Here is a 24,109-nt window from a genome sequence, read left to right as displayed (position 1 = left end):
AGGTGGTCGCGGCGGGGAAGGATTCCGACCCGAATTACGCCCAGAAATTGGGCATCGAGAAGGGTCAGGTCGTCCAGGAGTTGGGCTGGGACGAGGACACCGACGACGATATCCGGGCCGATGTCGAGGATGTCAGCGGCGGCGAGATGCTCGACGAGGACTCCGACGAGGTGGTCGACGTCGTCCTGCTGTGGTGGCGCGATGACGACGGTGACCTGGTCGACCGGCTGATGGACGCCATCACCCCGCTCGCCGATGACGGCGTGATCTGGGTGGTGACACCGAAGACCGGCAAGCCCGGCCATGTGCAGCCTGCCGAGATCGCCGAGTCCGCGCCCACCGCGGGGCTCATGCAGACCTCATCGGCGAATCTGGGGGACTGGATCGCCAGCCGGTTGGTACAGCCGAAGTCCAAGGCCGTCGCGAAGAGCCGGTAGGCATGCTCGCTGTCGGCGACAGCGCGCCGGACTTCACGCTCAAGGACCAGCACGGCCGCGCCGTCACGCTATCCGGGTTGCGCGACAAGAATGTGCTGCTGGTGTTCTTCCCGCTGGCGTTCACCGGCGTGTGCCAGGGCGAACTCGGGGAGATCCGCGACCGGCTGTCCGAGTACCAGAACGATGATTCCGCGGTGCTCACCGTGTCGGTCGGACCGCCGCCCATCCACAAAGTCTGGGCCACCGAGAACGGGTTCGGATTCCCGGTGTTGTCGGATTTCTGGCCGCACGGGGCCGTGACGCAGGCCTATGGCGTGTTCAACGCCGACGCCGGCTACCCGAACCGGGGCACGTTCGCCGTCGATCGCGGCGGGGTGATCCGGTTCGCGGAGATGATGCAGCCCGGCGAGCTGCGTGACCAGTCGGTCTGGCAGCAGGCCCTAGGGGCGTTGCGGGACGGCTGAGGATTTCACCGCACGCGGGCGCGACGTGTAAGTTGCCTGCGACGGGGCGCGTAGCTCAGTGGTAGAGCTCTGGTTTTACACACCAGCGGTCGGCGGTTCGATACCGTCCGCGCCCACCATCAAAATCGCAGTTCAGAGGGTTTTGCGTGCCGAACATCTGGTCCGTCGGCGGCGACCGTCTTACTCGGAATCGTGCGTCGGAGTCCGTAAGCAGCAGAGCGCCGATCCGAACGGCCGTCAGTCCTCAATTCCGTGCAGCACGACACTTTCGCTCAGAGGCAGGCGATGCATATGAACGTCGTTCACCGGAGCCGCCGGATCAGCTGTGCCGAAGGAAATTCCGAACAGCAATTTGAGCTCGTCAGACAGGCCGAGTGCTTCGCGCACGACGTCGGCATACATACCCAGAATGGTCTGCGGAATGCTGTGGAAACCCCGAGCGGCCAACGACAGCAGGAATGTCTGCGCATACATGCCGATATCGCCGGCAGTGCGTACCCCGTCACCCAGCTTGGGCATGAACAGGAACGCGACATGGGGGGCGCCGTAGAAGCGCAGATTGTCGCGCACGACCTCGTGTCTGCCCGCTACGTCCGAGCGGCCGATACCCCACGCCTCGTACAGCGTTGCACCGTGGGCGCGTGACCGTTCCCGGTAGGTGCCGTCGCCATAGTCGAAGGTGAAATCGGCGGACTCGCGCCCGTCGTCGTAGGCCCGCAGGAGTTCGTCGCTGATGGCATCCCGCAGTGCGCCTGAGACGACATGCACCTGCCACGGTTGGGTGTTGCTGTTCGAGGGCGCGGTCTGTGCATCTTCGAGTACGGCGCGGATGTCAGACGCCGGCAGGGGAGTCGGCAGGAACTTCCGAGCCGACCGCCGGGACCGGATCACATTCACGAACGGCGTTGTGGTGCTGGTCATTTGTGGTCTCTTTCGGGTTCCGTCGTTTCCAGGAGATCGCATCACATGCCCAATGCCGCTGCGAGTGCCCGCAGATTGGGCAGCGGGTCGTCGGTCGGGTCGTCGACGGCGACCTGTACGACGACGTGGTCGGCGCCGGCGTCGAGATGTGCGGTGACCGAGGCGGCCGCCTCCTCGGCTGTTCCCATTCCGACCAGCGCACGTGCCAGCCGTTCGGAACCGCCGATCACCAGGTCGGTCTCGTCAAAACCCTGCCGCAGCCAGGAATTCCGGTAATTGTCCAGCCGCGAGTAGAGATCCAAGTGGCTGTGCGCGCGACGCAGTTGATCATCGACACTGCCGCCGATGGCGATGGCCTGCTCGGTGACGATCCACGGGTCTTCACCCAGGATCGCACGGGTGTTCCGCGTCTGGTCGGGCAGCACCAGATACGGATGCGCGCCGTCGGCACCCTCACCGGAAAGTTCGATCATCTTGGGACCCAACGCAGCCAGCAGACGCGTTGGCCGCGAGCCGGATTCGAGCTCGGCCGGTACCGCGTTCATGCCGTCCAGATACGCCCGCATCATCGCCAGCGGCTTCCGATAGGCGCCGCCGAGGGAACCTTCGACGAAGGGGGCGTGGCTGACGCCCAGCCCGAGGACGAACCGTCCCGGGTACAGGGCGGTGAGCATCCGGGCGCCACTTTCCGCCGCGGTGGGCAACCGGACGTGGATGTTGGCGATGCCGGTGCCGACCACCAGGCGTTCGGTGGCACCGAGGAGGGCGGCGGATTCGACGAGCACGTCCTTGCCGTTGCCCTCGGGCATGAACAGCGACCCGTACCCGAGCTCCTCGATCTCGCGGGCCATGTTCTGCGCATCGCGGATCGGCCAGGGCTCGCTATTCCAGAACACTCCGATCTTCGACGGAAAATCAACAGTGCCAGGCTTGTTCGTCATCGTCAGTACCTTCGTTCGTGGAGTGGATGCACGGTCACATGAAGATCGCGCGCGTCAGTCGGACGGCGTAGTCCACATCAGGATTCGTGGTTCCGTCGCCTACGCGTTCGGCGATGGCGGCAATGGAGATGTCGCGGCGCTTGGGCAACCGATCCTTCTCGGCAGCGGCGAGGGCATCGCCCATTTCCTCGCTGGTGAGATTCGTGCAATAGCACGGGGCGCCCGGCTGCTGACGCCACGACTCCGACAGCAAGCCGGCATCGAAGCCGTCGAATCCCGTCTGATCGACCAGCATCATTGCGAGCGTGCGGTCGTCGGCGTCGTCGGCGGCGACCGGAATGGCGATGCGGCCGGGGGTTCCTGCGGGCGCGCCCTTGCCGGCGAATGATGCCGACCCGATAGCGTTCCAGGCCTTGACAATTGGCCGTCCGATCTGCTGGGACAGCCATACGCTCTCGACCTCGCCGGCGTCGATGGGCTGAATCCGCTCATCGCGGTGCGGGTAGTAGTTCGAGGTGTCGATGACGACGGCGTCGGCCGGAGCCGCGGACAACGTCGATGCGAAGGCGGGCATGCGACTCAGCGGCATCGACAAGATGACCACCTCGACGTCGCGCACCGCATCGGCCGCGTCGACCGCGCGGGCGCCGACGGACAGCGCCTCAGGGTCGATGGTCTCCGGGCCGCGGGAGTTGGCGATCTTGACGTCATGTCCCGCCGCACTCAATTTTCGACTCAACGTCTTGCCGATGTTGCCGGCGCCGACGATGCCGATTCTCATTCTCGCTCCTTCGTTGTGTTGTGTGTCAGTCGACGGCGGGGTGGGCGAGGCCCTCGAGCGTGCGTCGAAGGTCCTGGAGGCCGGGCTCGTCGAGCTGGCAGGCTGTTTTGATCTTGTCGGTGACGCCGCGGACCTCCGACTCGAGCCCGCGACCTGTGGCGGTCAGGTCGACCAGCACCCGGCGCTCATCGGTGCGATCTCGCACCCGCGACACCAACCCGGCAGCTTCCAGGCGCTTGACCAGGGGCGTGATCGTGCCGGTGTCCATGTCCAAGCAGGCACCAAGTGCGCCGACGGTCTGGGGGGCGCCGTCGAGCAGCGCCAAGATGACCAGGTACTGGGGGAAGGTCAGTCCCAACGGCTCGAGGAACGGCTTGTGCAGGCGAACCATCCGGTTCGCTGCACCGTAGAGCGCGAACGACAATTGCTCGCCCAGGCGGCCGTCRGTGCCCGGCGGAGTGGGTGAATGCAGATCTCCAGTGCGCGATTCCATAGTGCGCTAGATAATAGCAGCACGGATTGGTGGGCGAGCCATGACGGCGACCAAGCGTTGAGTTTGATTGTCAAACTCACTTCTGGCACGCTGACACCATGGCGACCACACCGCTTGCCGATCTGGCGGGCCGTCCTTGCCCCATCGCGGCGGCCATGGAGGTCGTCGGCGAGAAGTGGTCCCTGCTCATCATTCGCGAAATCGCCCTGGGCTCAGTTCGTTTCGGCGCCATCGTGGCGGGCACCGGCGCACCGAGGGACCGCATCGCAGCTCGCCTGAAGACGCTGGAGGCCGCGGGGGTCATCGCCCGAACGGCCTATCAGGATCATCCTCCGCGTGACGAATACCGTTTGACCGCCTCCGGCCGGGACCTTCTTCCCGTGCTGGACGCCCTGCTGGCCTGGGGTGCCGATCACGCGGTGGCCGTCGACGATCCTCTCCGCCCACCCCGCTACCGATCCTTCGTCCGAACCGAGGAGACACCGTGACCACGCAAACCACTGAGACCACCGACAAGCGGGACGGCTGGGGCGAGGAACGCTCAAAGGTCGTCAACTGGCACGATCCGGCGCCGACCGCCGCGGCCGGCCTGGCGATGTCGGGCATCGACTATCTCCGTGCCATGACCGAAGGCACGTTGCCGCCGCCCCCGATCTCGGGCCTGATGGACTTCACGATGGTGGAGGCGGAGCCGGGTCGCGTGGTCTTCACGTGCCGGCCCGACGAGTCGGCGTACAACCCGATCGGCGCCATCCACGGCGGATTGGTCTGCACGCTGCTGGACTCGGTGCTGGGCTGCGCCCTGCACAGCACACTGCCCCAGGGTAAGGGCTACACGTCGATCGAGATCAAGGTGAACTACCTCAAAGCGGTCCGGCTCTCCAGCGGCCCACTCACCGCGACGGGCACCGTGGTCAAAGCGGGATCGCGCGTCGGTTTCACCGAGGGCGTCGTCACCGACGCGGCGGGCGCCGTCGTCGCGACCGCGTCAAGCACGCTGCTGGTGTTCGACCTGTAAGCGTCACCGGACCACGCCGGTCTCGAGAAAGTGCGTTTGTCACAGCTCTACCTCTGCCGCATCGATGGTGGACACGACGTGTTCGGCGATGGCGAGCGCCGAAGTGGCCGCGGGGGAGGGCGCATTGCGCAGGATGACGATGCGGTCGCGGAAGCTGATCCGGAAGTCGTCGACCAGACCGCCGTCGGCATCGAGAGCCTGGGCCCTGATACCCGACGGCCCAGGCACCACATCGTCGTCCGCCAAATCGGGCACATACACGCGTGCGGCCTCGACGAATCGATGCTTGCTCAGCGACCCGCGCATTTCGCGGATCCCGGTCCGCCAATGCTGGCCTGCAAACCGCCAGAATGCCGGCGTCCGCGCCACCCCCACCAGATCGGGCACCGACACCTTGCGCCAGGTGTAGCCCTCACGAGCAAGCGCCAGAACGGCATTGGGGCCGATCAACACTTCGCCGTCGACGCGTGGGGTGACGTGGACGCCGAGGAACGGATAACGCGGATCCGGCACCGGATAGACCAGACCGTTGACCAGGTCGCGGCGTTCGGGCTTGATCGTCCAATACTCACCACGGAACGGCATGATCACCGGATCCGGTCCGTCGCCCGCCATCTCGGCCAGCCGGTCGCTCTGCAGCCCTCCACAGGCGACCACCCGATCGAACGTGGTCGCCGCCGTGCCCCCGGCGGTACGCGAGGTCACTACCACCTCCGCGCCCATGGTGCGCAGGCCGGTGACCTCGTGGCCCAGTAGCACCGTGGCGCCTGCCGCGGTCGCATCGACCGCCAGCGCCTCAGTGACCTGGCCGTAATCGACGATCGAGGTCGATGGGGAGTGCAGGGCGGCGATGCCGCGCACATGCGGTTCGAGTTCGCGTAGTTCGTCGGGTCCGACGATGCGGATCCCAGGGACACCGTTCGCGAGTGCGCGTTCCTCGATATCGAGCAGCCGGCCCCGCTCCTCCTCGTCGAGTGCGACCAGCACCTTGCCGCAGGCGATGCGGGGGATCGAGTGCTCGGCGCAGAACTCCTCGAGCAGCCCGACGCCGCGGCGGCACAACCGTGCCTTGACCGACCCTGGCTGGTAATACAGACCGGCATGGACGACACCGCTGTTGCGTCCGGTCTGATGCGCGGCGAGTCGGTTCTCCTTCTCGAAGACCGTCACCTCCGCGTCGGGATGGCGCGTGATGATCTCGCGGGCGATGGCGATCCCGACGATTCCGCCGCCGATTACTGCAATCCGTATGTGTGTCACTGGGCCCCCTCGGCCCGAGCGTAATGGCCGGTGAACACCTCGTCCTGGTGGGCGGCGAGGGTGGGATGCGGCAACGTCAGCACCACGATGTCGCGGACGTGACTCGGTCGGCCGGAGCTCGGCCGTCGTGTAGGCCCTGGGGAGTGGCGCGCCGAACCGTGAATTCAGTACGCCGACACCGACGAATTCCGAGCGTCTTCGAAAAACTCGTCAAACAAGTAAGGGCGGGTCCGAATATTTCGGACACGCCCTTACTTCCATGAATTAGATCAGTCGTTCGGACCCTCAACGGTCTGCTGCGGGGCCGTCACCGGAGGTGTGAATACACCGCCACCGGGGTTCAGCGACTTCTCTGTCGGGGTCAGCGAGACCTCCGTGGTGGTCGTGGTCGTGGTGGGCGACTCTTCGGGCTTGTCGCTGTCACTGCTGCACGCCGCGGTGAAGCCGATCATCGCGATGATGGCGSCACCGCCAACCGCTGCCGAAATCCGACGACGAGCCAGACGATTTRATGCCATCTTCCGTCCTTCTCCTGGTGTCAATGTGGTGAAACTCCGGCAGCCGCGATGTCCGCGAAAACCGGGTGCAACAATCCCATTTTACGCTGGGATCTGGCGTCAGAAACTGTAACGCAGTGCCTGTATCAGTGCATTCCCTCACTCCTGCTATGTAGGGGTTGTTTTGACGGGTTGTGTGTTCGTTCTGGGGCCCACGGAGTTCGGGCATGGCCGCGGGTGTACCGTAATAAGATACGGGCCGTATCTTGATCGGTCGAGGCTTCACGAGGAACCGGGGGTGCGCGATGAGCACCGAACATCAGATGATCTTCACGCCATCGCAACCGCTGCCCGCGGCGCGCACCGGCGTGTTGACGGGATTCGATCCGGGCACGCGCACGTTGGAGGCCGGCTATCGGGTGGCACCGCAGTTCCAGCCGATACCGGTCGACATTGTTTTCGAGAAGGACGTTGCGGTCCGGCTGCGCGATGGTGTCACGATCCACGTGGATGTGTTCCGCCCCGCGGGTGCCGGACAGGTGCCCGTCGTGGTGGCATGGAGTCCGTACGGCAAGGGGCAGGGGTCCTCGGCCAGTGTCATGGGGGTGTTCGCCATGGTTGGACTGGACAACGGGATCGTCTCGGGACTAGAGAAGTTCGAGGGGCCCGACCCGGCGTACTGGTGTGCCCATGGCTATGCGATCTGCAACCCCGACATTCGCGGTGTGGTCGACTCCGACGGCAACAGTGTGTTGTGGGACCGCCAGGAGGGCCGTGATTGCCATGACCTGATCGAGTGGCTGGCCGAACAGCCCTGGTGCAGTGGCAAAGTCGGGATGAGCGGAACCTCCTACCTGGCCGTGTCGCAGTGGTTGACGGCAGCCGAGCAGCCCCCGCACCTGGCGGCGATCAACCCATGGGAGGGCGTCAGTGACGTCTACCGCGATCTGGTGATGCGCGGAGGCATGCCGGACACCGGGTTCGCCCGGCAGTTGCAGGAAGGAAGCTTCTTCGGCACCAACATGAAGGAAGATGTACTCGCCGAGGCGGAGCGTTACCCACTGATGAACACTCTGTGGGAGAACAAGATCCCGGATTTCGAGAAGATCACCGTGCCGGCCTACGTGGTGGCCAGCTACACGAACACCCTGCATACTGCGGGAACGTTCCGTGCCTGGCGGCGGATGGCGTCGCAGGACAAGTGGCTGCGCATCCACAACGGTCAGGAGTGGCCCGATTACTACGACGAGACGAACCGCGAAGATCTGCGCCGCTTCTTCGACCGGTATCTCAGGGACATCGACAACGGGTGGGAATCCACACCCCGCGTTCGGTACTCGATTCTCGACCTTCGCGGTGGCGATCAGGTCGGAGTCGCCGCGGACCGGTTCCCGCCCACCGGGTTCGTCTCGACCAAGTTCTACCTCGACGGTGCCGCGCGGGTATTGAGCACCCAGCCGCCATCGGCGGACGTGGAGGTCGGCTACGCCGTCGACGCCAATCCGAATGCGGTGTCGTTCATCGCTCGCTTCGACGAGGAGACCGTCATGGTCGGCTATCCGAAGGCGCACCTCTGGGTCGAAGCGCGCGGCGCCGACGACATGGATCTTTTCGTGCTCGTGCAGAAGCTCGACGCGTACGGCACCCCACTGCAGCAGTTCACCGTGCCCAACCAGAATGCCCGAATCCACGACCTGACCGACCACGGAGCAACCGTGCTGCGGTACAAAGGATCCGACGGACGGCTGCGCGTCTCTGCCCGACACCTCGACGGCGAGTTGTCGACCCGGGATGTCCCGGCGCACACCTTCGACCGGGTCGAAAAGCTCGTCGAAGGCGAGCCCGTCGAGATCGAAATCGACCTGTTGCCGATCGGTCTCGCCTTTCATCCCGGCGAACAACTGCGCTTCGTCATCAGCTCGGCCACCCTGCTGGGCCCGTTGATGCCCGCAATCCGTGAATGCACCGGCGCCAACAGCGGGCAGCACGTCATTCACACCGGTGGCTCGCACCCGTCGTATCTGCAGCTACCCGTTCGGAAGCCTTGAGGACTGTCATGGACGGGGAACCGAAGACGCGACGCCGTAACGACGAGCTGATGACGGCTATCCGGGATGCGGTCAGGGCCGAGCTCACCGAACACGGCTATGCGGACCTGACTTTCGAAGGAGTGGCCCGGCGGGCGAAGACCAGCAAGCCGGTTCTCTACCGTCGTTACCGGACCCGGGCCCACATGGTCGTGGACGCGTTGCCCAATCTCCGATGGGAACCCGACGATCTCGTGTTCGACGCGACGGAATCGTTGCGGGAAAACCTGCTGACCCTGTTCGCCGCGATCGTGGACAACTTCGTGGCCATCGGCGTGGACAACTATCGGCGGCTGGTCGCAGACGCTGACGACGACCTGCTGGACCTTCTGCATGCGCAGATCATCGGCTTGGCCGAACGCACCGTCTATCCGGCCCTGGCCCGTGCACGCGAACGGGACGAGATCGGACCCAAGGAGATCTCGCGCCTGCCCGCGATGTCCATCGGGTACCTGCTGCGAGACCGACTGCTGTTCACCCGCGCCGAGGTGGGCCGCGACGCGATCGCCGAGATCCTCGACACTGTGTACCTGCCGCTGATCAGCACCGTATCCAGGCTGTAGAGCCTTCGGTCCCTGGGGATAACCCCCGGACGACTCTCGGGATTCCTACCTGGACAACCACCTTCAGAAAATTCGACCATATATGTGGAATGTCCACCGGTCGGGAAGTGTTGGTGATTCATATGAGTGTCGTGACAGTGATGACTCGCGCTCATACGTTGAGAGACATGAACACGTCTGGTTCAGCGGAAGGCGGGTCACGTGCCTGAAACCTACTGATATGCAAGTAAATAACACCTAGAAGACACAAGCCACAACTTCACAAACTCACAGAGTTCTGCCCCCGGGTGCCCACGACGCACCGCCGGGTGGCTCAGCTCTGCTCGAAAGGAACACGAAAATGCAGAAAATCATCCTCACCTCGGCAGCCTTCATGGCTTTGGCCGGCGGTTCATTCGGGATGGCGGCCACCGCGTCGGCGGCGCCGGCCGGCGCGTCGTCGGTCGAGGAAACCATCTATGACCTGCGCACTCAGGGCTATAACGTGCAGCTGAACGGCACCCGCAACGGGCCGCTGTCCAACTGTTCGGTCGACTCGGTGCGCGGCGCGTCCGACGCGGCGGTCCCGGGTGCGACGGTCTACGTCGACCTGTCCTGCCCGGCCGAGTACCAGTACTGATTCGCGCCGGGGGCGCGGTGCTGCTCACCCCGTGAGCGGCACCGCGACCTCGTTGCGTCGGCGGAACGGCAGGGTCCACGGCGGGTCGTAGAACCATGCCACCGGCTCTCCGTCGGTGTGGAATTCGGTGCCGTGCAGTGCGGTCAGCAGTTCGGCTGACTTGGCGGTGACGGATGTCGGACTGCGGTCACCGCTGAACCGCAGCACGGCGAAGCGCTCGGCAGGCACCTCCACCACGGTCACCGAGCTGTCATCGGGTTCGGGCAGGGTGTCCAGCGACCACTTCGACGGCATGTAGAACCGGATGATCGAGTCGCCGCTGTCGTCGGCGCGGGCCTGCGATACCGGGGCTGTCATGGCGATCTTCTCGCGGTGTTGTGCCACCGGGGCCGTCATCGCGATCTTCGCCTTGCGATGGTTGCCGCCGAAGATGTAGCCCGCCAGACGACGGAAGCCCGCGCTGCGGGCCTCCTGACCGTTGCCCTTCACGCTGGTCTGCGCGGCGACGCGCGGCCCATACCGACGGATCTCGATCTCACCGACCCGGCCTTCGAGCACGAAGAGCGGTTCCTCGGTGCCGACACGGATACCGAAGACACCCCCGACGCCCTCGACGAACTGGGTGGCGGCACCTGCGATCTTGGTCAGCATGCCTAGGAAGTACCCAACTCGGCGGGGATTACTCCGGCGGGGCGAAGAACTCCAGCGCGACACCGTCGGGATCGCGGAAGCTCAGACCGGATCCGTAGTGCGCGTCGACCACACCGCCGTGCGCGATACCGAGATCGTCGAGGCGGCCGGCCCACTGCTGTAGCTCGGCACGGGTCTCGCAGCCGAACCCGACGTGATCGAGGCCCGCCCGGAACTCGGTGAACTCACCGGGGGAGATGGACCGGTCGTGCTGATGGATCCCGAACAGCGTGCCGTTCCCGAACGACCACACCAGATGGCGGAATCCGCCGTCGGTGTGCTCGTCGAGAACGGGGTCGGCTCCGATCAGCGCGCGGTACCAGGGCCCGCTCACCTCGATGTCGCTGACCGTGACGGCCACATGGTTGAGCGCTGCAATTGCCATGGAAGTCTCCTGCCTGATAGTTCGGTTCACACCACCCGTTTGCCACGTCGCGCACGGGACCGCATATCCCAGAGGTAGAGCTGATAGCCGAACAACCACAGATCGCGCGGGACGACGCGGTCGGCGATCCGTAGCGCGCCGATCAACGCGTCGAACGCCCGCTGTTGGCGGCTGGTCCAGCGCAACCGCATCAGGGTGCGGAACTCGGCGGGCAGGAATCCGGTGGTCGCGAACAGGTTCAGCGGACCGGCCACCTGGCGCAAGGGGGTCGGCAGGAAGACCAGCGCCGCGACCCCGTGCAGATGCCTGCGCACGGGCTCGTCGATCCGCAGCTCGTCCAGCGACCGTTTCCAGTATTCCTCGAATGCGACCCGGTCCGCAGGCCACATGTCCTGGCGTACCTGCAGTGTGGTGCCGAGCCGGGCGGCGTCCCGGTACACCGCGTCGGCCGACTCGTCATCGAGTGGGCCGTAGAGGAATTCGTGCTGATCGACGTAGTAGCGGTACAGGCAGGCCGCCACCCACAGTTGCAGCGTGGGATCGAATGCGTTGTAGCGCACCGGGCTGTCCGGGCCGGACCTGACCTGGCGGTGCGCGGTGTCGACCGCCCCGCGGATCAGGGCGCGGTCGTGGTCGGTGCCCACGGTGGCCGCGGCCAGATAGGTGCCGGTGGTGCGGGCCCGCTTGAACGGATGCTTGTAGACGTTGCCGCGGTCCACCGGGCTTTCCAGGACGCCGTACCCGACACCCGGGGAGGCCAGTTGCATGATGACGTTCGCGGCAGGTGCCAGCGCCGCGGCCGGATTGATCAGATCGGCGACGCGCCTCGGATTCCGCGGGGGACCGAGCCTCATGGAATTGAGTACACCACCTTGTGAGACGCTGCCGACGTGTTTGTGCCCAATAGCTCTGCCCGTGCGATCGGCTTGGCGGCCGGCTATCTGGCCGACGTGTGCCTGGCCGACCCCCAGCGCGGTCACCCCGTCGCCGCGTTCGGGTCTGCCGCGGCCGCACTGGAGCGCCGCACCTACGCCGACAGCCGGGCCGCCGGCGCCGCTCACACCGCCGCGCTGCTCGGGGCTCTGGGTGTGCTCGGACTGGCCGTCGAGCGTGCCGCGCGCCGGCGCGGCCCGGCGTGGACGGCCGCGGCCACCGCGGTGACCACCTACGTGGTGCTCGGCGGAACATCGTTGGCGCGCACGGGTGCCCGCCTGGCGGACACCCTGGAACGTGACGATATCGACGGTGCCCGCGCGCTGTTGCCGTCGCTGTGTGGTCGTGACCCGGCCGCGCTGGACGCCGACGGCCTGGCCCGTGCCGCATTGGAATCGGTCGCCGAGAACACCTCCGACGCGCAGGTCGCCCCGATCCTGTGGGGCGCGGTCGTGGGCGTGCCCGGCCTGCTGGTCTACCGCGGTGCCAACACCCTGGATGCGATGATCGGGCACAAGTCGCCCAGGTACCTGCAGTTCGGCTGGGCGGCAGCACGATTCGACGATGTCGCGAACTACGTGGGGGCCCGCGCGACCGGGCTGGTGGTGTTGGCGGTCGGCGGCGCGCCGAGCGCCACCTGGCGGGCCTGGCGACGCGACGCGGACAAGCATCCCAGCCCCAACGCCGGCGTCGCCGAGGCGTCCTTCGCCGGAGCGCTCGGGGTGCAGCTCGGTGGTCCCACCCAATATGCGCACCGCCTGGAGATGCGTCCGACCCTGGGCGACGGGCCTGCTCCCACCGCCGCCGACCTGCGTCGCGGCGTGCGATTGTCGCGGGCGGTTCAGGCCGGCGCGACGGTGCTGGCGGTGGCCGTCAGTGCCGTTTGCCGTACCGGTCGGCGAGCTTCTGCTCGGTGCTGACCGGCTTCGGCGCCGCGTCGCCGGGCTCGGGTTCGCCCTGCGGGTTGGCCAGTGCCTTCTCCCGGCGCCGAACCTTGACCTCGGCGAGGATGAAATACCCGACGCCGATCGGGGCGATGATGCCGAACGCGATCCACTGGATCCCGTAGGACAGGAACGGGCCGGCGTCCAGGACGGGCAGCGGGATCACGCCGAGTCCGCCGGGCTGGTCCTCGACCAGTTGCAGATAGGACCCCGTCAGCGGGACCCCGGTCACCTGGGAGACCTGCCCGGGATTGATCGAGTAGACCTGCATGGCGCCCTCGGCACGGAACGGATCCCTGCCGACGGCGAGCATCTCCGAATCACGCAGCCGCGCGGTGATGGTCACCGGCTCGGCCGGGGCGGCCGCAATGGGCGGCACCGCGGTGCCCTGGTCGGGTTTGACGTAGCCGCGGTTGACCAGCACGGTCGGTCCGCCGTCGACGACGAACGGGACCAGCACCTCGTAGGCGGGCGCACCGTCCACCGACCGCAACCGGGCCAGCACCTGCGCCTCGGGCAGGTAGCGGCCCGAGGCCGTCACCCGCTGCCACTGATGGTCGTGCGCCGACGAATCCTGCTGCGGCAGATAGTCGGTCAGTGGCACCGGGTCGGTGTTCAGCGAGTTGGCGATCTGAGTGTTCTCGCGTGAGGTCGTGGTGTTCTTGCCGAGCTGCCAGGGCGCCAGCACCGTGAAACACAGCCAGGCGAAGGCCGCCACCACGACGTACAGCGCCAGCCACTGCGGCCGGAAGAGGAATCCGAAGCGCTTCATGGCTGTTTCCTCTTCGCGAAAGCGCTCATCGGTGCCGCCCCAGTTGGTGGTCGATCCAGTCGTGCAGGCCAGGCAGCGAGGCCTCGATGACGGCGAAGACCGCCTCGAAATCGTCCGGCCCGCCGTAATAGGGGTCCTCGACATCCAGGGTGAAGGCGGCCGAGCGCGGGTCGAACGAACGCATCATCCGTAGCCGCTCCGGCGGCACACCCATGTCGGTGAGCATCCGGGCGTGGTTGCGTCCCATCGCGACGACCATGTCGGCGGCCAGGTGGTCCTCGTCGAGCTGGGCGGCGCGGTGGGTGGTCGGATACCCGTGTGCCAGCAGGACGGCATTGGTCCGGTGATCGGCGCCGTCGCCGGCATGCCAGCCGCCGGTCCCGGCGCTGGTCACCCGGACCCGCTCGGCCAGACCGCGTCCCTCGATCTGGTGGGCCAGCATCTTCTCGGCCATCGGGGAACGGCAGATGTTGCCGGAGCAGACGAACGTCACATGCAGTGCCTGATCCCCCGGTCGCTGCGCGCCAGCCCGCCGGCTAGACACCGAGCACCCTTCGCAGGTCCGCCATCGTCGCCACCCGGTGCAGCGGCGCGGGGGCGTCGGGCCCGTCGAAATCGGCGCCGCCGTATCCCCAGTCGACGACCACGGTGTCGATGCCGTGGAAAGAGGCGCCTTCGACGTCATGGCTGCGGTCACCGACCATCAGCACCCGCTCCGGCAGCGGACCCAGCTGCGCCAGCGCGTAGGCGATCACCTCGGCCTTGGCGGCTCGGGTGCCGTCCGGGCTGGCGCCCGCGATGACCTCGAAATAGCCGTCCACCCCGAAGTGGGTGAGGATGCGCTGCGCGGTCGGTTGCGCCTTCGAGGTCGCCACGGCAAGACGCACCCCGGCGCGCTTCAGGTCCTCCAACAGGTCGGGGATCCCGTCGAACAGGCGGTTCATCGACCAGCCGCGGGTCGTGTAGTCGGCTCGGTAGGCGGTCATGGCCTCGTCGGCGCGGTCACCCAGGCCCATCGAGGTCAGCGTGTGATGCATCGGCGGGCCGACGATCCGGCCGGCGAGGTCGCCCTCGGGAATGGTGGCGCCGATACTCGCCAGCGCGTGCCGGAAGCTGGCGACGATGCCGTCCGCCGAGTCCGTCAGGGTGCCGTCGAGGTCGAACAGCACCAACTGCGGAGCTCGGGTCACGGTCTCAGTCACCCCACCATTGTCGCCGATGTTCCGGTGCTGCTGGTCGGCGCACTACTGTCGTGCTGTGGTTCACGAGGTTCGGCAGGCGGCGCGCTATCACGGAGACCAGGCCGTCACGTCCGGGATGCTGGACTTCGCCGTCAACGTCCGGGCCGCCGGGCCACAGTCGTGGCTGGTCGAACGCCTCGGTGTGCGGCTCACCGATCTGGGGCACTACCCGAGCGCAGCCGATGTCGCCCGGGCCACCGAGGCGGTGGCCGCGCGGCACGGACGCGACGCCGAGGAGGTCGTGCTGCTGGCCGGCGGCGCCGAGGGCTTCGCGCTGCTACCGAACCTGGATCCGACGCTGGCCGCGCTGATCGCGCCGTCGTTCACCGAACCGGAGGCCGTGCTGAGCGCCGCGGGGGTGCCGATCCGTCACGTGGTCCTCGACCCGCCGTTCGGGCTGGCCGGTGCCGCGGTGCCCGCTGGGGCGGACCTGGTCGTGGTCGGCAACCCCACCAATCCGACGTCGGTGCTGCATCCGGTGCGCGACATCCTCGCGCTGCGCGCACCCGGCAGGATCGTCGTGGTCGACGAGGCCTTCGCCGACGCGGTGCCCGGCGAGCCGGAATCGCTGGCCGGCATGTCGTTGCCCGATGTGGTGGTGCTGCGCAGCCTCACCAAGACCTGGTCGCTGGCCGGGCTGCGGGTCGGCTACGCACTCGGCGCACCGCAGGTGCTGGCCCGGCTGACGGCCCGCCGAGCGCACTGGCCGTTGGGCACCCTGCAACTCGAAGCCGTCGCGGCCTGCTGCACTCCGGAGGCGGTGGCCGAGGCGGACGCCGACGGGCGCAGGCTCGCCGCCCTGCGTGCGGAGATGGTGACCGGGTTGCGCGCCGCCGGAGTGGACGTGGTCGACGGTTGCGCACCGTTTGTGCTGCTCCGCGTCGACGATGCCGAACTGACCCGAAAGCAACTGGATAGCAGGGGGATTGCGGTGCGCCGGTGCGACACCTTCGTCGGTCTGGACGGCGAGTATCTGCGTGCGGCGGTTCGCCCCGAATGGCCGCTGCTGGTGGAGGCCCTGACATGAGCGTGTCACTCGCCGAGGTGATGGACGTCCTGGACGCGGCGTATCCGCCTGCGCTGGCCCATGACTGGGACTCGGTCGGCCTGGTGGCCGGTGACCCGGCAGAGCCGGTCACCTCGGTGACGGTGGCGGTGGACGCCACCGATGCCGTGGTCGCCGAGGTGCCCGAGGGCGGGCTGTTGCTGGCGCACCATCCGCTGTTGTTGCGGGGTGTGGACACGGTGGCCGCCTCGACCGCCAAGGGTGCACTGATCCACCGGATGATCCGGTCCGGGCAGGCGCTGTTCACCGCACACACCAACGCCGACTCGGCCTCCCCGGGCGTCTCCGATGCTCTCGCCGAGACGCTGGGACTGGTGGTCGAGGACATCTTGTCCCGCGGGCCGTCGGGGCCCGATCTCGACAAGTGGGTGGTGTTCGTTCCTGTCGAACATGCTGCGCAGGTACGGGATTCGTTATTCGCCGCGGGCGCCGGGCAGATCGGCGACTACTCCTGCTGCAGCTGGAGCGCCACCGGCACCGGCCAGTTCCTGCCGCACTCGGGTGCGACGCCGGCCATCGGCGAGGTGGGCACCGTCGAGCAGGTCACCGAGGACCGCATCGAGGTGATCGCCCCGGCGCGTCTGCGTGGGCGGGTGCTCACCGCGCTGCGCGCCGCGCATCCCTACGAGGAACCCGCCTTCGACGTCTTCGCGCTGGCCCCACTGCCTGCCGATGTCGGGATCGGCCGGATCTGCACACTGCCGGAGCCGGAACCGTTGTCTGCGTTCGTGTCCCGGGTGCGGGGCGCGTTGCCCGCAACCACATGGGGCGTGCGGGCCGCCGGAGTCGCGGACGCGGTGGTGTCCCGGGTCGCCGTCTGCGGCGGCGCGGGGGATTCACTGCTCGGCGCCGTCACCGGCGCCGGGGTACAGGCTTATGTGACCGCAGATTTGCGGCACCACCCGGCCGACGAGCATGGCCGGGTCTCTGATGTGGCACTGGTCGACGTCGCGCATTGGGCAAGTGAGTTCCCCTGGTGTCACCAGGCGGCATCGCTGCTGCGCGGCAGTTTCGGCGAGGCATTACCGGTGCGTGTGAGTACCGTGCGCACCGATCCGTGGAATATCGATGGAGGTTCCCAATCATGAAAGCCGAAGTGAGTCAGCAACGTTCACTGCTGGACCTGGCCGAAGTCGATGCCGAATTGCGTCGCGTCGACCACCGCGCCGCCAATCTGGCCGAACAGCAGGAATTCGAACGCGTGCAGGCGCTGTACCAGGAGGCCAGCGACCAGGTGGCGGTGGTCGGCATCGCCCTGGAAGACGTCGACGGTGAGATCGCCAAGTTGGAGAGCGAGATCGATTCGGTGCGCCAGCGCGAGGACCGTGACCGGACGCTGCTGCAGGGCGGGATGGTCAACGCCAAGCAGCTCAGCGAGCTCCAGCACGAGCTGGAGACGTTGGAGCGCCGGCAGTCGTCCCTGGAGGATTCGCTGCTGGAGGTGATGGAACGCCGCGAGGAGTTGCAGCGCCAGCAGTCCGAGCACCTGGCCCGTATCGACGCTCTGCAGAACGAATTGTCGGCGGCGCAGCTGGCTCGCGACGCGGCACTGGTGGATATCGACAACGTCCGTCAGGTGTCGGCGGGCCGGCGTGCGGAGCTGGCGTCGCTGCTGAACGCAGACCTGGTCACCCTCTACGAGAAGCAGCGCACCGGTGGTGGACCCGGTGCCGGACTGTTGCAGGGAAAGCGGTGCGGGGCATGCCGTATCGAGATCGATCGCGGTGAAATGGCAAGGATCCAGGCCGCCGAGGACGACGAGGTGCTGCGGTGCCCGGAATGTGGARCGATCCTGTTGCGGATCAAGCAGTGAAGGTCATCATCGAGGCCGATGGCGGATCGCGCGGGAACCCGGGCCCGGCTGGCTATGGCGCGGTGGTGTTCAGCGGGGACCGCTCAGCGGTGCTCGCCGAACGCAAGGAGTCGATCGGCCGGGCGACCAACAATGTCGCCGAATATCGGGGATTGATCGCCGGTCTGACCGCGGCGGCCGAACTGGGTGCCACCGAAGTGGTGGCGTTCATGGACTCGAAGCTGGTGGTGGAGCAGATGTCCGGGCGCTGGCGCGTCAAGCATCCCGATCTACTTGAGCTCAATCGTGAAGCCGCGCAACTGGCTCGGCAGTTCGGCCAGATCGAGTACGGCTGGATCCCGCGGGCCCAGAACTCACATGCCGACCGACTGGCCAACGAGGCGATGGACGCTGCGGCGGCCCCCGCATCGGCGCCCGCCTCGCCGGGCTGGAGCGGCGCCCGTGGGGAACCGACCCGGCTGATGTTGTTGCGCCACGGTCAGACCGAGCTCTCGGTGGACCGCCGGTACTCCGGACGGGGCAACCCGTCGCTCACCGAACTCGGACGCAGCCAAGCTGAGGCAGCGGCCCGCTACCTGGGGGAGAAGGGCGGCATCGACGCGGTCGTGTGCTCGCCCCTGGGGCGCGCCCACGAGACGGCCAGCGCCGCCGCGAAGGAACTCGGGCTCGACGTCGTCATCGACGAGGATCTCATCGAGACCGACTTCGGCAAGTGGGAGGGCTTGACGTTCTCCGAGGCGGCGCAACAGGATCCGGAGCTGCACGGCAAATGGCTGCGCGATACCAGCGTGACGCCGCCCGGCGGCGAGAGCTTCGATGCGGTGGCGGAGCGGGTGCGCCGGGCCCGCAACCGGATCGTCGAGGAGTATGCCGGGTCGACGGTGCTGGTGGTCTCCCATGTCACACCGATCAAGACCATGCTGCGGCTGGCACTGGACGGCAACGCCGGGATTCTCTACCGGCTGCACCTCGATCTCGCGTCGTTGAGCATCGCGGAGTTCTATCCCGACGGGCTCGCGTCGGTGCGGCTGGTCAACCAGACCTCGTATCTGTGATCAGCTGGAGTGCAGGTGTAGCCGTTCCCCGTGGACGTCGAAGATCATGATGGCCTCGACCGGTCCGTCGACGGTGCCGAACCAATGTGGCGTCCAGGTGGAAAACTCCACGGCTTCACCGGGTTTGATGATGAAATCGCGTTCGCCCAGCACCAGACGCAATTGCCCGGAGAGCACGTACATCCATTCCTGACCCTCATGGACGGGAAGCTCGGCCGGTGGCGTGTTGCGCTTGGTGCTCACCCGCACCTTGAACGTGTGCCGGCCGCCAGTCGGGCCCTGACGGGTCAACGGCCAGTAGGTGACCCCGTGGCGCGTGTGGGAGCTGCCCCGGACCCGCGGGTCTTCGGACTCCGGTTCGCGCAGAAGCTCGTCGGTGCTGACCGACAGCGCCAGGGCCAGCCGGGGCAGGTGATCCAGGGCCAGCCGCCGTTTCCCGGATTCCAGTCGGCTCAGTGTGGACACGTCGATGCTGGCGCGGGCGGCCACATCCTGCAGTGTCAGGCCTTGCTGGGTGCGCAGATCCCGTAACCGCTTGCGGACGGTGTCGTCGACGCTCTTTGCCTCCATGGCAAACGAGCTTGGCATTTTGTCCGCTGATCGGCAAGCTCGATGACATGAACAACGAATGGGACTGCATCATCGTCGGTGGCGGCGCGGCCGGCCTGAGCGCGGCACTGGTACTCGGCCGCGCCCGGCGTCGCACCCTGGTCCTCGATGACGGTGACCAGAGCAACCTGGCTGCCCACGGCATCGGCGGACTGCTGGGTCACGACGGCCGCCCGCCCGCTGAACTCTACGAGGCGGGCCGTGTGGAACTCGCGGAATACCCGAACGTCACCTTCCGGCCGGTGCGGGTGACCGCCGCCAAAGCGGACGGGCCGGGCTTCGTCGTCGAACTTGCCGATGGCGGCCACGAACATGCGCGCCGCCTGCTGCTGGCGACCGGTATGCAGTACCAGCCGCCGCAGATCGCGGGCCTTGAGGCGCTGTGGGGCGGCTCGGCTTTCCACTGTCCGTTCTGCCACGGGTGGGAGGTTCGTGATCAGCCGCTGGCCGTGCTCGCCGATRGGGACCGCGCTGTGCACATGGCGCTGATGCTCAAGGGCTGGACCGACGACATCGTCGTGCTCAGCAATGGCGCGGGCCTGCAGAATGACCTGCTGACCGCCGCGGACATCGCCGTGGACGACCGGCAGGTCAGCGAATTCCATTCCGAGGGTGGCGTATTGACCGAGGTGCGGTTCGCCGAGGGCCCACCGCTGCCGCGACGGGGTGTGCTGGTAGCCGCTGTCCTGCACCAGCGTTCCCACCTGGCAGCCCACCTCGGGGTGGACTTCGCGCCGGCGAGTCCTGTTGCCGCCGATGCCATCGTCGTCGACCAGTTCCAGCGCACCACGGTGCCCGGGGTGTTCGCCGCCGGCGATGTCAGCGTGCAGATGCCTCAGGTGGCGGCCGCGGTGGCCGGCGGATCGCTGGCCGCGGCTGCCGTGGTGCAGAGTCTGCTGGCCGATGACGTCGGGCTGCCCGTTCCGCCGTGGCCGGCGCCCGATGTCCAACAGCACTGGAACGAGCACTACGGCCAGCGCGATCGCGTCTGGAGTGGCCGGGTGAACCTCCGGCTCTCCGAGGTGGCGGAGTCGCTGGCACCCGGGCGCGCCCTGGACCTGGGATGCGGTGAGGGTGGCGACGCCATCTGGCTGGCGTCGCGGGGGTGGTCGGTGGTTGCGACCGACGTCTCGCACGTGGCCCTGGAACGGGCCGCCGCTGACGCGGGGGAGTTGTTGAGCCAGATCGAGTTTCAGCACCACGATCTGGAGGTGAGTTTCCCGGACGGCGAGTTCGATCTGGTGTCCGCACAGTTCCTGCATTCGAAGATTCCGCTGGACCGGGCGCGCGTGTTGAAGCGGGCGGCGGCTGCGGTCGCGCCCGGGGGTCTGCTGGTGATCGTCGACCATGGCGAGGCGCCGCCCTGGTCGAACCACCGGCACGTCGAGTTCCCCGGTGCCGAGGAAGTGGTGGGATCGCTCGACCTCGACGACGGCTGGGAACGTGTTCAGGTCGGCCCGGTCGAGCGCGAGGCGACCGGACCCGACGGGCAGCCGGGACATCTGATCGACAATGTGATGGTGCTGCGGCGGAGTCACTGAAAGTTATCCACAGCGGCGAAAGTTCTGCTTTCTGACGTCGGTGGACGCTAGTAATATAGAACACATGTTCGAAGTTCTGGGACGCGCCGCACTGGCCGAGTTGAGCGATGAGGCGCTCATCTCGGCGGTGACGGCTGCGACCCAGAACGAGGCGGTGGCTGCCGCGGCGCGGTTGGCTTTCATCGGTGAGGTGGTGGCCCGCCAGTGTGATGACGAGGATGACGTGATCGCTCATCAGGTCATTGATGGTTGGGCGTGGGCGCAGACCGCGGTGGCCGCGGCCTGCAACCTGAACCCGCACTCGGCGTCCAAGCAGATGCGCATCGCTCAGGCCCTGCGTGACCGGCTGCCCCGCACCGCCGCACTGTTCGCCAAGGGTGCGCTCTCGATGGCGGTGATCGATGCGATCACCTGGCGCACCCACCTGGTCGACGATGATGACGCGCTCGTGTTGATCGATACCGCCATCGCCGGGGAAGCGGGCGAGTACGGGGCGCATTCGGAGAAACAGTTGATCGGCGCCATCGATCTGTGGGTGGAGAAGTTCGACCCCGACGCCGTCGTGCGCTCCAAGCGCAACGCCAAAGACCTCTACGTCGAGTTCGACGACAAGGACGACCCCAACGGGGTGTCCTCGTTCTGGGGCAGGCTGCGCGTCACCGACAAAAAGATCCTCGAACAACGCCTCAACGACCTGGCCGACACCGTGTGCGCCAATGATCCCCGCGCGCGGGGCGAGCTGCGTGCCGCGGCCTTGGCAGCGTTGGGTGCGGTGGGCCCGCAACTGGAGCGCCTCGCGTGCGCGTGTGGGGGTGCTGGTTGTGAGGGCAGCGGGAAAGATCCGCGCGCAGGCGCAGTGACCATYTATGTGCTGACCGAYCAGGTGCCCGCCGCCGGYGAAGAGTCCCCGCGTCACACCACCCCAGGCAGTGCGGGCACCCCGGAAGCTGAGCCRGCCGCACCGGAGAGTGAGCCGCAGACTCCGGCGGCCGAATCCGAACCCGCTGAGCCCGCCGTACCTGCGGCCCGCGCCGAGCCCGCCGCGCCCGCGGCGTGCAACCCCAGCCCCGGGGTGACGCTCGACGGCGCCATCATCCCCGCCAACATGCTGGCGGACCTCGTCGCGACCGGCGCCAAGGTAAAGCCGCTCTCGGAGATCGCTGACCTGCCGGCCGAACGCCAATACCGGCCGTCCGCCGCGTTGACCGCGTTCGTGCGCATGCGCGCCATGACGTGCAGCTTCCCGGGCTGCAACCGGCCCGCGCACCGCTGTGACCTCGACCATCTGACTCCGTGGCCCGCCGGAGCCACCCATCCCGGCAACCTGGCACCACTGTGCCGTCTGCACCACTTGATCAAGACGTTCTGTGGTTGGGAACCGGCAGCGAAACCCGATGGCCGCATCCAATGGTCAGCACCGACCGGGCACACCTACACCAAGGCGCCCGGGGCAGCAATCATGTTCCCGCACTGGAACATCGAGATCCCCATCCCGCGGAAGCGCGCCATCAGCCTGATCGACGACACCGACCGCGACGCCAAGATGCCGGTCCGAAAACGCACCCGCGCCCAAGACCGCGCCCAACGCATCAAAGCCGAGCGCGCCCGCAACGCAGCCACACTCGCCGAGAACAACAGCGACCCGCCGTTCTGACGTCAGTTGAGCGCGCTCACGTCCGCCAGCTGGGTGAGCCGGACGCTGTTGCCCGACGGGTCGCGGAACCCGCAATCGATGCCATACGGCATGTGATGCGGCTTCTCGGTGAATTCCACTCCGCGGGAACGCAGTTCCTCGAATGAACCCTGGCAGTCCTCGGTGGTGAGAAATATCGTGCCGGCAAAGCCCTTCGCCGTGAGGTTGCGGACCTCCTGCTGGGTGGCCGCGTCCATGACCGGCGGACCGGGCACCGCCATCAGCACGACCGACACGTCGTCCTGGCCCCGCGGACCAACGGTCAACCAGCGGAAGGTGTTGTCGAGATCGGGTAGTGAAACATCCTGGCGGACTTCGAAACCGACCTTCTCGGTCCAGTACTGAAGAGCGACGTCCTGATCGTGCACCCACAGGTGCGCGCTTGCGATTTTGATCATGCCGACAACGCTACGACCGATCGCCGGGTGCCGTCTTCTCCCCGTGTGCTGTCTTGGACCGGCCGGCCGGGGCGCGCCGGGTATCGCGCTTGACGATGCAGCTGGGCACCCGGGCGTACACGCTCGCGGGCGGCAGGCTGGCCCGATAGGCCGCGGGCGGCCTTCCGTACACCCTGGCGAAGGTGGTGGTGAACGAACCCACACTCGTCAAGCCGACCATCGCGCAGATGTCTGCCACCGATCTGTCGGTGTGGCGCAGTAACGCGGCGGCGCGCTCCAACCTTCGGCTCTGCAGATACGCTCGCGGCGACTCCCCGAACGTCCTGGAGAACATCCGGCTGAAATGCGCCCGGGACAGTCCGGCGGCCGCGGCGAGGTCGTCCACCGTGATCGGCTCCGCATACCGGGCGTCTGCCAGATCCTTCGCATGCAGCAAATATCGGGCTGGAGGCACCTGTGCCATGGCCTTAAGGGTACGGTGATCGGCGCGGACGAGTTGGCCGGGCGACCGCGGAGCTCAGGTTTCGACCTGGGCGTCGAGGAAAGTCCGGACTTCACAGAGCAGGGTGATTGTTAACGGCAATCCGGGGAAACTCGCGGGAAAGTGCCACAGAAAGTAGACCGCCAGAAATGGTAAGGGTGAAACGGTGCGGTAAGAGCGCACCAGCATCCYGGGTGACCGGGATGGCTAGGTAAACCCCACCCGAAGCAAGGCCAAGAAGGCCGCAACCTGGTTGTGGCTGCGCAAGCGTCCGAGGGCTGCTCGCCCGAGCTTGCGGGTAGGCCGCTTGAGGCACCCGGCAACGGTGTGTCCAGATGGATGGTCGCCGCCTCACCGGAAACTCCGGAGAGGAACAGAATCCGGCTTACAGGCCAGCTCGTCCGCCC

28 protein-coding genes, 1 tRNA gene, 1 other RNA gene and 1 pseudogene are annotated in these 24,109 nt (G+C 67.1%); 16 read left to right on the top strand and 15 right to left on the bottom strand.

Annotated features, from left to right (window positions below; genetic code table 11):
- Positions 1–2 precede the first annotated feature (2 nt).
- The 3 genes from AC1DTF_RS04930 to AC1DTF_RS04920 all read left to right on the top strand — a co-directional run bounded on the left by AC1DTF_RS04930 (position 3) and on the right by AC1DTF_RS04920 (position 1,020).
- Positions 3–437 carry a DUF3052 domain-containing protein gene (locus tag AC1DTF_RS04930; RefSeq protein WP_057169788.1) on the top strand — a complete coding sequence of 145 codons (435 nt, stop codon included), beginning with the start codon at positions 3–5 and terminating at the stop codon, positions 435–437.
- A gap of 2 nt (positions 438–439) precedes the next feature.
- Entirely contained in the window at positions 440–901 is a 462-nt protein-coding gene (locus tag AC1DTF_RS04925) for a peroxiredoxin (protein ID WP_477473258.1), read from the top strand.
- A 44-nt stretch (positions 902–945) separates the two neighbouring features.
- Positions 946–1,020, top strand: a tRNA-Val gene (locus AC1DTF_RS04920).
- Positions 1,021–1,138: 118 nt separating this feature from the next.
- Here AC1DTF_RS04920 and AC1DTF_RS04915 read toward each other — a convergent pair.
- The 4 genes and pseudogenes from AC1DTF_RS04915 to AC1DTF_RS04900 form a co-directional block, all read right to left on the bottom strand.
- Complete coding sequence (locus tag AC1DTF_RS04915) at positions 1,139–1,822, bottom strand: nitroreductase (protein WP_477473257.1); 684 nt, start codon at positions 1,820–1,822, stop codon at positions 1,139–1,141.
- A 41-nt stretch (positions 1,823–1,863) separates the two neighbouring features.
- A complete protein-coding gene (locus AC1DTF_RS04910) occupies positions 1,864–2,763 on the bottom strand; it encodes an LLM class F420-dependent oxidoreductase (RefSeq protein WP_477473256.1) in 900 nt (299 codons plus the stop codon).
- Positions 2,764–2,797: 34 nt separating this feature from the next.
- A pseudogene (locus AC1DTF_RS04905) lies at positions 2,798–3,547 on the bottom strand (NADPH-dependent F420 reductase); the annotation flags it as partial.
- Positions 3,548–3,569: 22 nt separating this feature from the next.
- Positions 3,570–4,037: a MarR family winged helix-turn-helix transcriptional regulator gene (locus tag AC1DTF_RS04900; protein ID WP_477473255.1), complete on the bottom strand. Its 468-nt coding sequence runs from the start codon at positions 4,035–4,037 to the stop codon at positions 3,570–3,572.
- Positions 4,038–4,135: 98 nt separating this feature from the next.
- Here AC1DTF_RS04900 and AC1DTF_RS04895 point away from each other — a divergent pair, with 98 nt between their 5' ends.
- Entirely contained in the window at positions 4,136–4,525 is a 390-nt protein-coding gene (locus tag AC1DTF_RS04895; protein ID WP_477473254.1) for a winged helix-turn-helix transcriptional regulator, read from the top strand.
- Entirely contained in the window at positions 4,522–5,055 is a 534-nt protein-coding gene (locus tag AC1DTF_RS04890; RefSeq protein WP_477473253.1) for a PaaI family thioesterase, read from the top strand. Before AC1DTF_RS04895 ends, AC1DTF_RS04890 begins: the two co-directional genes overlap by 4 nt.
- Before the next feature lie 39 nt (positions 5,056–5,094).
- On the opposite strand, the gene lhgO is transcribed toward AC1DTF_RS04890, so the two are convergent.
- Both lhgO and AC1DTF_RS04880 read right to left on the bottom strand, forming a co-directional pair.
- Positions 5,095–6,315 (bottom strand): L-2-hydroxyglutarate oxidase, encoded by a 1,221-nt coding sequence (gene lhgO / locus AC1DTF_RS04885; protein ID WP_477473252.1) that lies wholly within the window; start codon positions 6,313–6,315, stop codon positions 5,095–5,097.
- A 269-nt stretch (positions 6,316–6,584) separates the two neighbouring features.
- Positions 6,585–6,833 carry a hypothetical protein gene (locus tag AC1DTF_RS04880; protein ID WP_477473251.1) on the bottom strand — a complete coding sequence of 83 codons (249 nt, stop codon included), beginning with the start codon at positions 6,831–6,833 and terminating at the stop codon, positions 6,585–6,587.
- Between the two features lie 284 nt (positions 6,834–7,117).
- Here AC1DTF_RS04880 and AC1DTF_RS04875 point away from each other — a divergent pair, with 284 nt between their 5' ends.
- From AC1DTF_RS04875 to AC1DTF_RS04865, 3 genes are all read left to right on the top strand, one after another.
- Entirely contained in the window at positions 7,118–8,860 is a 1,743-nt protein-coding gene (locus AC1DTF_RS04875) for a CocE/NonD family hydrolase (RefSeq protein ID WP_477473250.1), read from the top strand.
- Positions 8,861–8,868: 8 nt separating this feature from the next.
- Positions 8,869–9,462, top strand: a complete 594-nt coding sequence (locus tag AC1DTF_RS04870; protein WP_477473249.1) for a TetR/AcrR family transcriptional regulator — start codon at positions 8,869–8,871, stop codon at positions 9,460–9,462.
- A gap of 340 nt (positions 9,463–9,802) precedes the next feature.
- Complete coding sequence (locus AC1DTF_RS04865; RefSeq protein WP_477473248.1) at positions 9,803–10,081, top strand: hypothetical protein; 279 nt, start codon at positions 9,803–9,805, stop codon at positions 10,079–10,081.
- A 24-nt stretch (positions 10,082–10,105) separates the two neighbouring features.
- Here the strand turns inward: AC1DTF_RS04865 and AC1DTF_RS04860 are convergent, their stop codons facing one another.
- The 3 genes from AC1DTF_RS04860 to AC1DTF_RS04850 are packed head-to-tail and all read right to left on the bottom strand — an operon-like array spanning position 10,106 to position 12,010.
- Positions 10,106–10,732 (bottom strand): SOUL family heme-binding protein, encoded by a 627-nt coding sequence (locus AC1DTF_RS04860; protein ID WP_477473247.1) that lies wholly within the window; start codon positions 10,730–10,732, stop codon positions 10,106–10,108.
- 28 nt (positions 10,733–10,760) lie between these two features.
- Positions 10,761–11,156 (bottom strand): VOC family protein, encoded by a 396-nt coding sequence (locus AC1DTF_RS04855; RefSeq protein ID WP_057169801.1) that lies wholly within the window; start codon positions 11,154–11,156, stop codon positions 10,761–10,763.
- A 26-nt stretch (positions 11,157–11,182) separates the two neighbouring features.
- Positions 11,183–12,010 carry an oxygenase MpaB family protein gene (locus tag AC1DTF_RS04850; protein ID WP_477473246.1) on the bottom strand — a complete coding sequence of 276 codons (828 nt, stop codon included), beginning with the start codon at positions 12,008–12,010 and terminating at the stop codon, positions 11,183–11,185.
- A 36-nt stretch (positions 12,011–12,046) separates the two neighbouring features.
- Here AC1DTF_RS04850 and AC1DTF_RS04845 point away from each other — a divergent pair, with 36 nt between their 5' ends.
- Positions 12,047–13,009, top strand: a complete 963-nt coding sequence (locus tag AC1DTF_RS04845; protein WP_477473245.1) for a cobalamin biosynthesis protein — start codon at positions 12,047–12,049, stop codon at positions 13,007–13,009.
- On the opposite strand, the gene AC1DTF_RS04840 is transcribed toward AC1DTF_RS04845, so the two are convergent.
- From AC1DTF_RS04840 to AC1DTF_RS04830, 3 genes are read right to left on the bottom strand one after another with little or no spacing between them, the layout of a single operon-like run.
- Entirely contained in the window at positions 12,963–13,805 is an 843-nt protein-coding gene (locus tag AC1DTF_RS04840) for an SURF1 family cytochrome oxidase biogenesis protein (protein WP_477473244.1), read from the bottom strand. The two genes, AC1DTF_RS04845 and AC1DTF_RS04840, sit on opposite strands and share 47 nt — an antisense overlap.
- Positions 13,806–13,830: 25 nt before the next feature.
- On the bottom strand, positions 13,831–14,304 hold the full coding sequence (locus AC1DTF_RS04835; RefSeq protein ID WP_477473270.1) for a low molecular weight protein-tyrosine-phosphatase: 474 nt from the start codon (positions 14,302–14,304) through the stop codon (positions 13,831–13,833).
- 37 nt (positions 14,305–14,341) lie between these two features.
- On the bottom strand, positions 14,342–15,007 hold the full coding sequence (locus tag AC1DTF_RS04830) for an HAD-IA family hydrolase (RefSeq protein WP_477473243.1): 666 nt from the start codon (positions 15,005–15,007) through the stop codon (positions 14,342–14,344).
- Between the two features lie 115 nt (positions 15,008–15,122).
- Between AC1DTF_RS04830 and cobC the strand changes: the two genes are divergently transcribed.
- From cobC to AC1DTF_RS04810, 4 genes are read left to right on the top strand one after another with little or no spacing between them, the layout of a single operon-like run.
- Positions 15,123–16,073, top strand: a complete 951-nt coding sequence (gene cobC, locus AC1DTF_RS04825) for an Rv2231c family pyridoxal phosphate-dependent protein CobC (RefSeq protein WP_477473269.1) — start codon at positions 15,123–15,125, stop codon at positions 16,071–16,073.
- Entirely contained in the window at positions 16,070–17,200 is a 1,131-nt protein-coding gene (locus AC1DTF_RS04820) for a Nif3-like dinuclear metal center hexameric protein (protein WP_477473242.1), read from the top strand. Before cobC ends, AC1DTF_RS04820 begins: the two co-directional genes overlap by 4 nt.
- Entirely contained in the window at positions 17,197–17,925 is a 729-nt protein-coding gene (locus AC1DTF_RS04815; RefSeq protein ID WP_477473241.1) for a zinc ribbon domain-containing protein, read from the top strand. Before AC1DTF_RS04820 ends, AC1DTF_RS04815 begins: the two co-directional genes overlap by 4 nt.
- A complete protein-coding gene (locus AC1DTF_RS04810) occupies positions 17,922–18,980 on the top strand; it encodes a bifunctional RNase H/acid phosphatase (RefSeq protein WP_057169810.1) in 1,059 nt (352 codons plus the stop codon). Before AC1DTF_RS04815 ends, AC1DTF_RS04810 begins: the two co-directional genes overlap by 4 nt.
- On the opposite strand, the gene AC1DTF_RS04805 is transcribed toward AC1DTF_RS04810, so the two are convergent.
- A complete protein-coding gene (locus AC1DTF_RS04805; RefSeq protein ID WP_057169811.1) occupies positions 18,981–19,550 on the bottom strand; it encodes a helix-turn-helix domain-containing protein in 570 nt (189 codons plus the stop codon).
- A gap of 47 nt (positions 19,551–19,597) precedes the next feature.
- On the opposite strand from AC1DTF_RS04805, the gene AC1DTF_RS04800 reads away from it, so the two are divergent.
- Positions 19,598–21,130 (top strand): FAD-dependent oxidoreductase, encoded by a 1,533-nt coding sequence (locus AC1DTF_RS04800; RefSeq protein ID WP_477473240.1) that lies wholly within the window; start codon positions 19,598–19,600, stop codon positions 21,128–21,130.
- A 64-nt stretch (positions 21,131–21,194) separates the two neighbouring features.
- On the top strand, positions 21,195–22,784 hold the full coding sequence (locus AC1DTF_RS04795) for an HNH endonuclease signature motif containing protein (protein ID WP_477473239.1): 1,590 nt from the start codon (positions 21,195–21,197) through the stop codon (positions 22,782–22,784).
- Positions 22,785–22,786: 2 nt separating this feature from the next.
- Here the strand turns inward: AC1DTF_RS04795 and AC1DTF_RS04790 are convergent, their stop codons facing one another.
- Entirely contained in the window at positions 22,787–23,221 is a 435-nt protein-coding gene (locus AC1DTF_RS04790; RefSeq protein WP_477473238.1) for a VOC family protein, read from the bottom strand.
- 10 nt (positions 23,222–23,231) lie between these two features.
- Entirely contained in the window at positions 23,232–23,684 is a 453-nt protein-coding gene (locus AC1DTF_RS04785; RefSeq protein ID WP_477473237.1) for a helix-turn-helix transcriptional regulator, read from the bottom strand.
- A gap of 29 nt (positions 23,685–23,713) precedes the next feature.
- On the opposite strand from AC1DTF_RS04785, the gene rnpB reads away from it, so the two are divergent.
- Positions 23,714–24,106: RNase P RNA component class A (gene rnpB / locus AC1DTF_RS04780), an RNA gene on the top strand.
- The last annotated feature ends 3 nt before the right edge of the window (positions 24,107–24,109 follow it).

Source organism: Mycobacterium sp. P4_H6 (assembly GCF_056400845.1).
The sequence above is the reverse complement of the archived record's forward strand: the minus strand, read 5'-3'. Positions and strand labels throughout refer to the sequence as shown.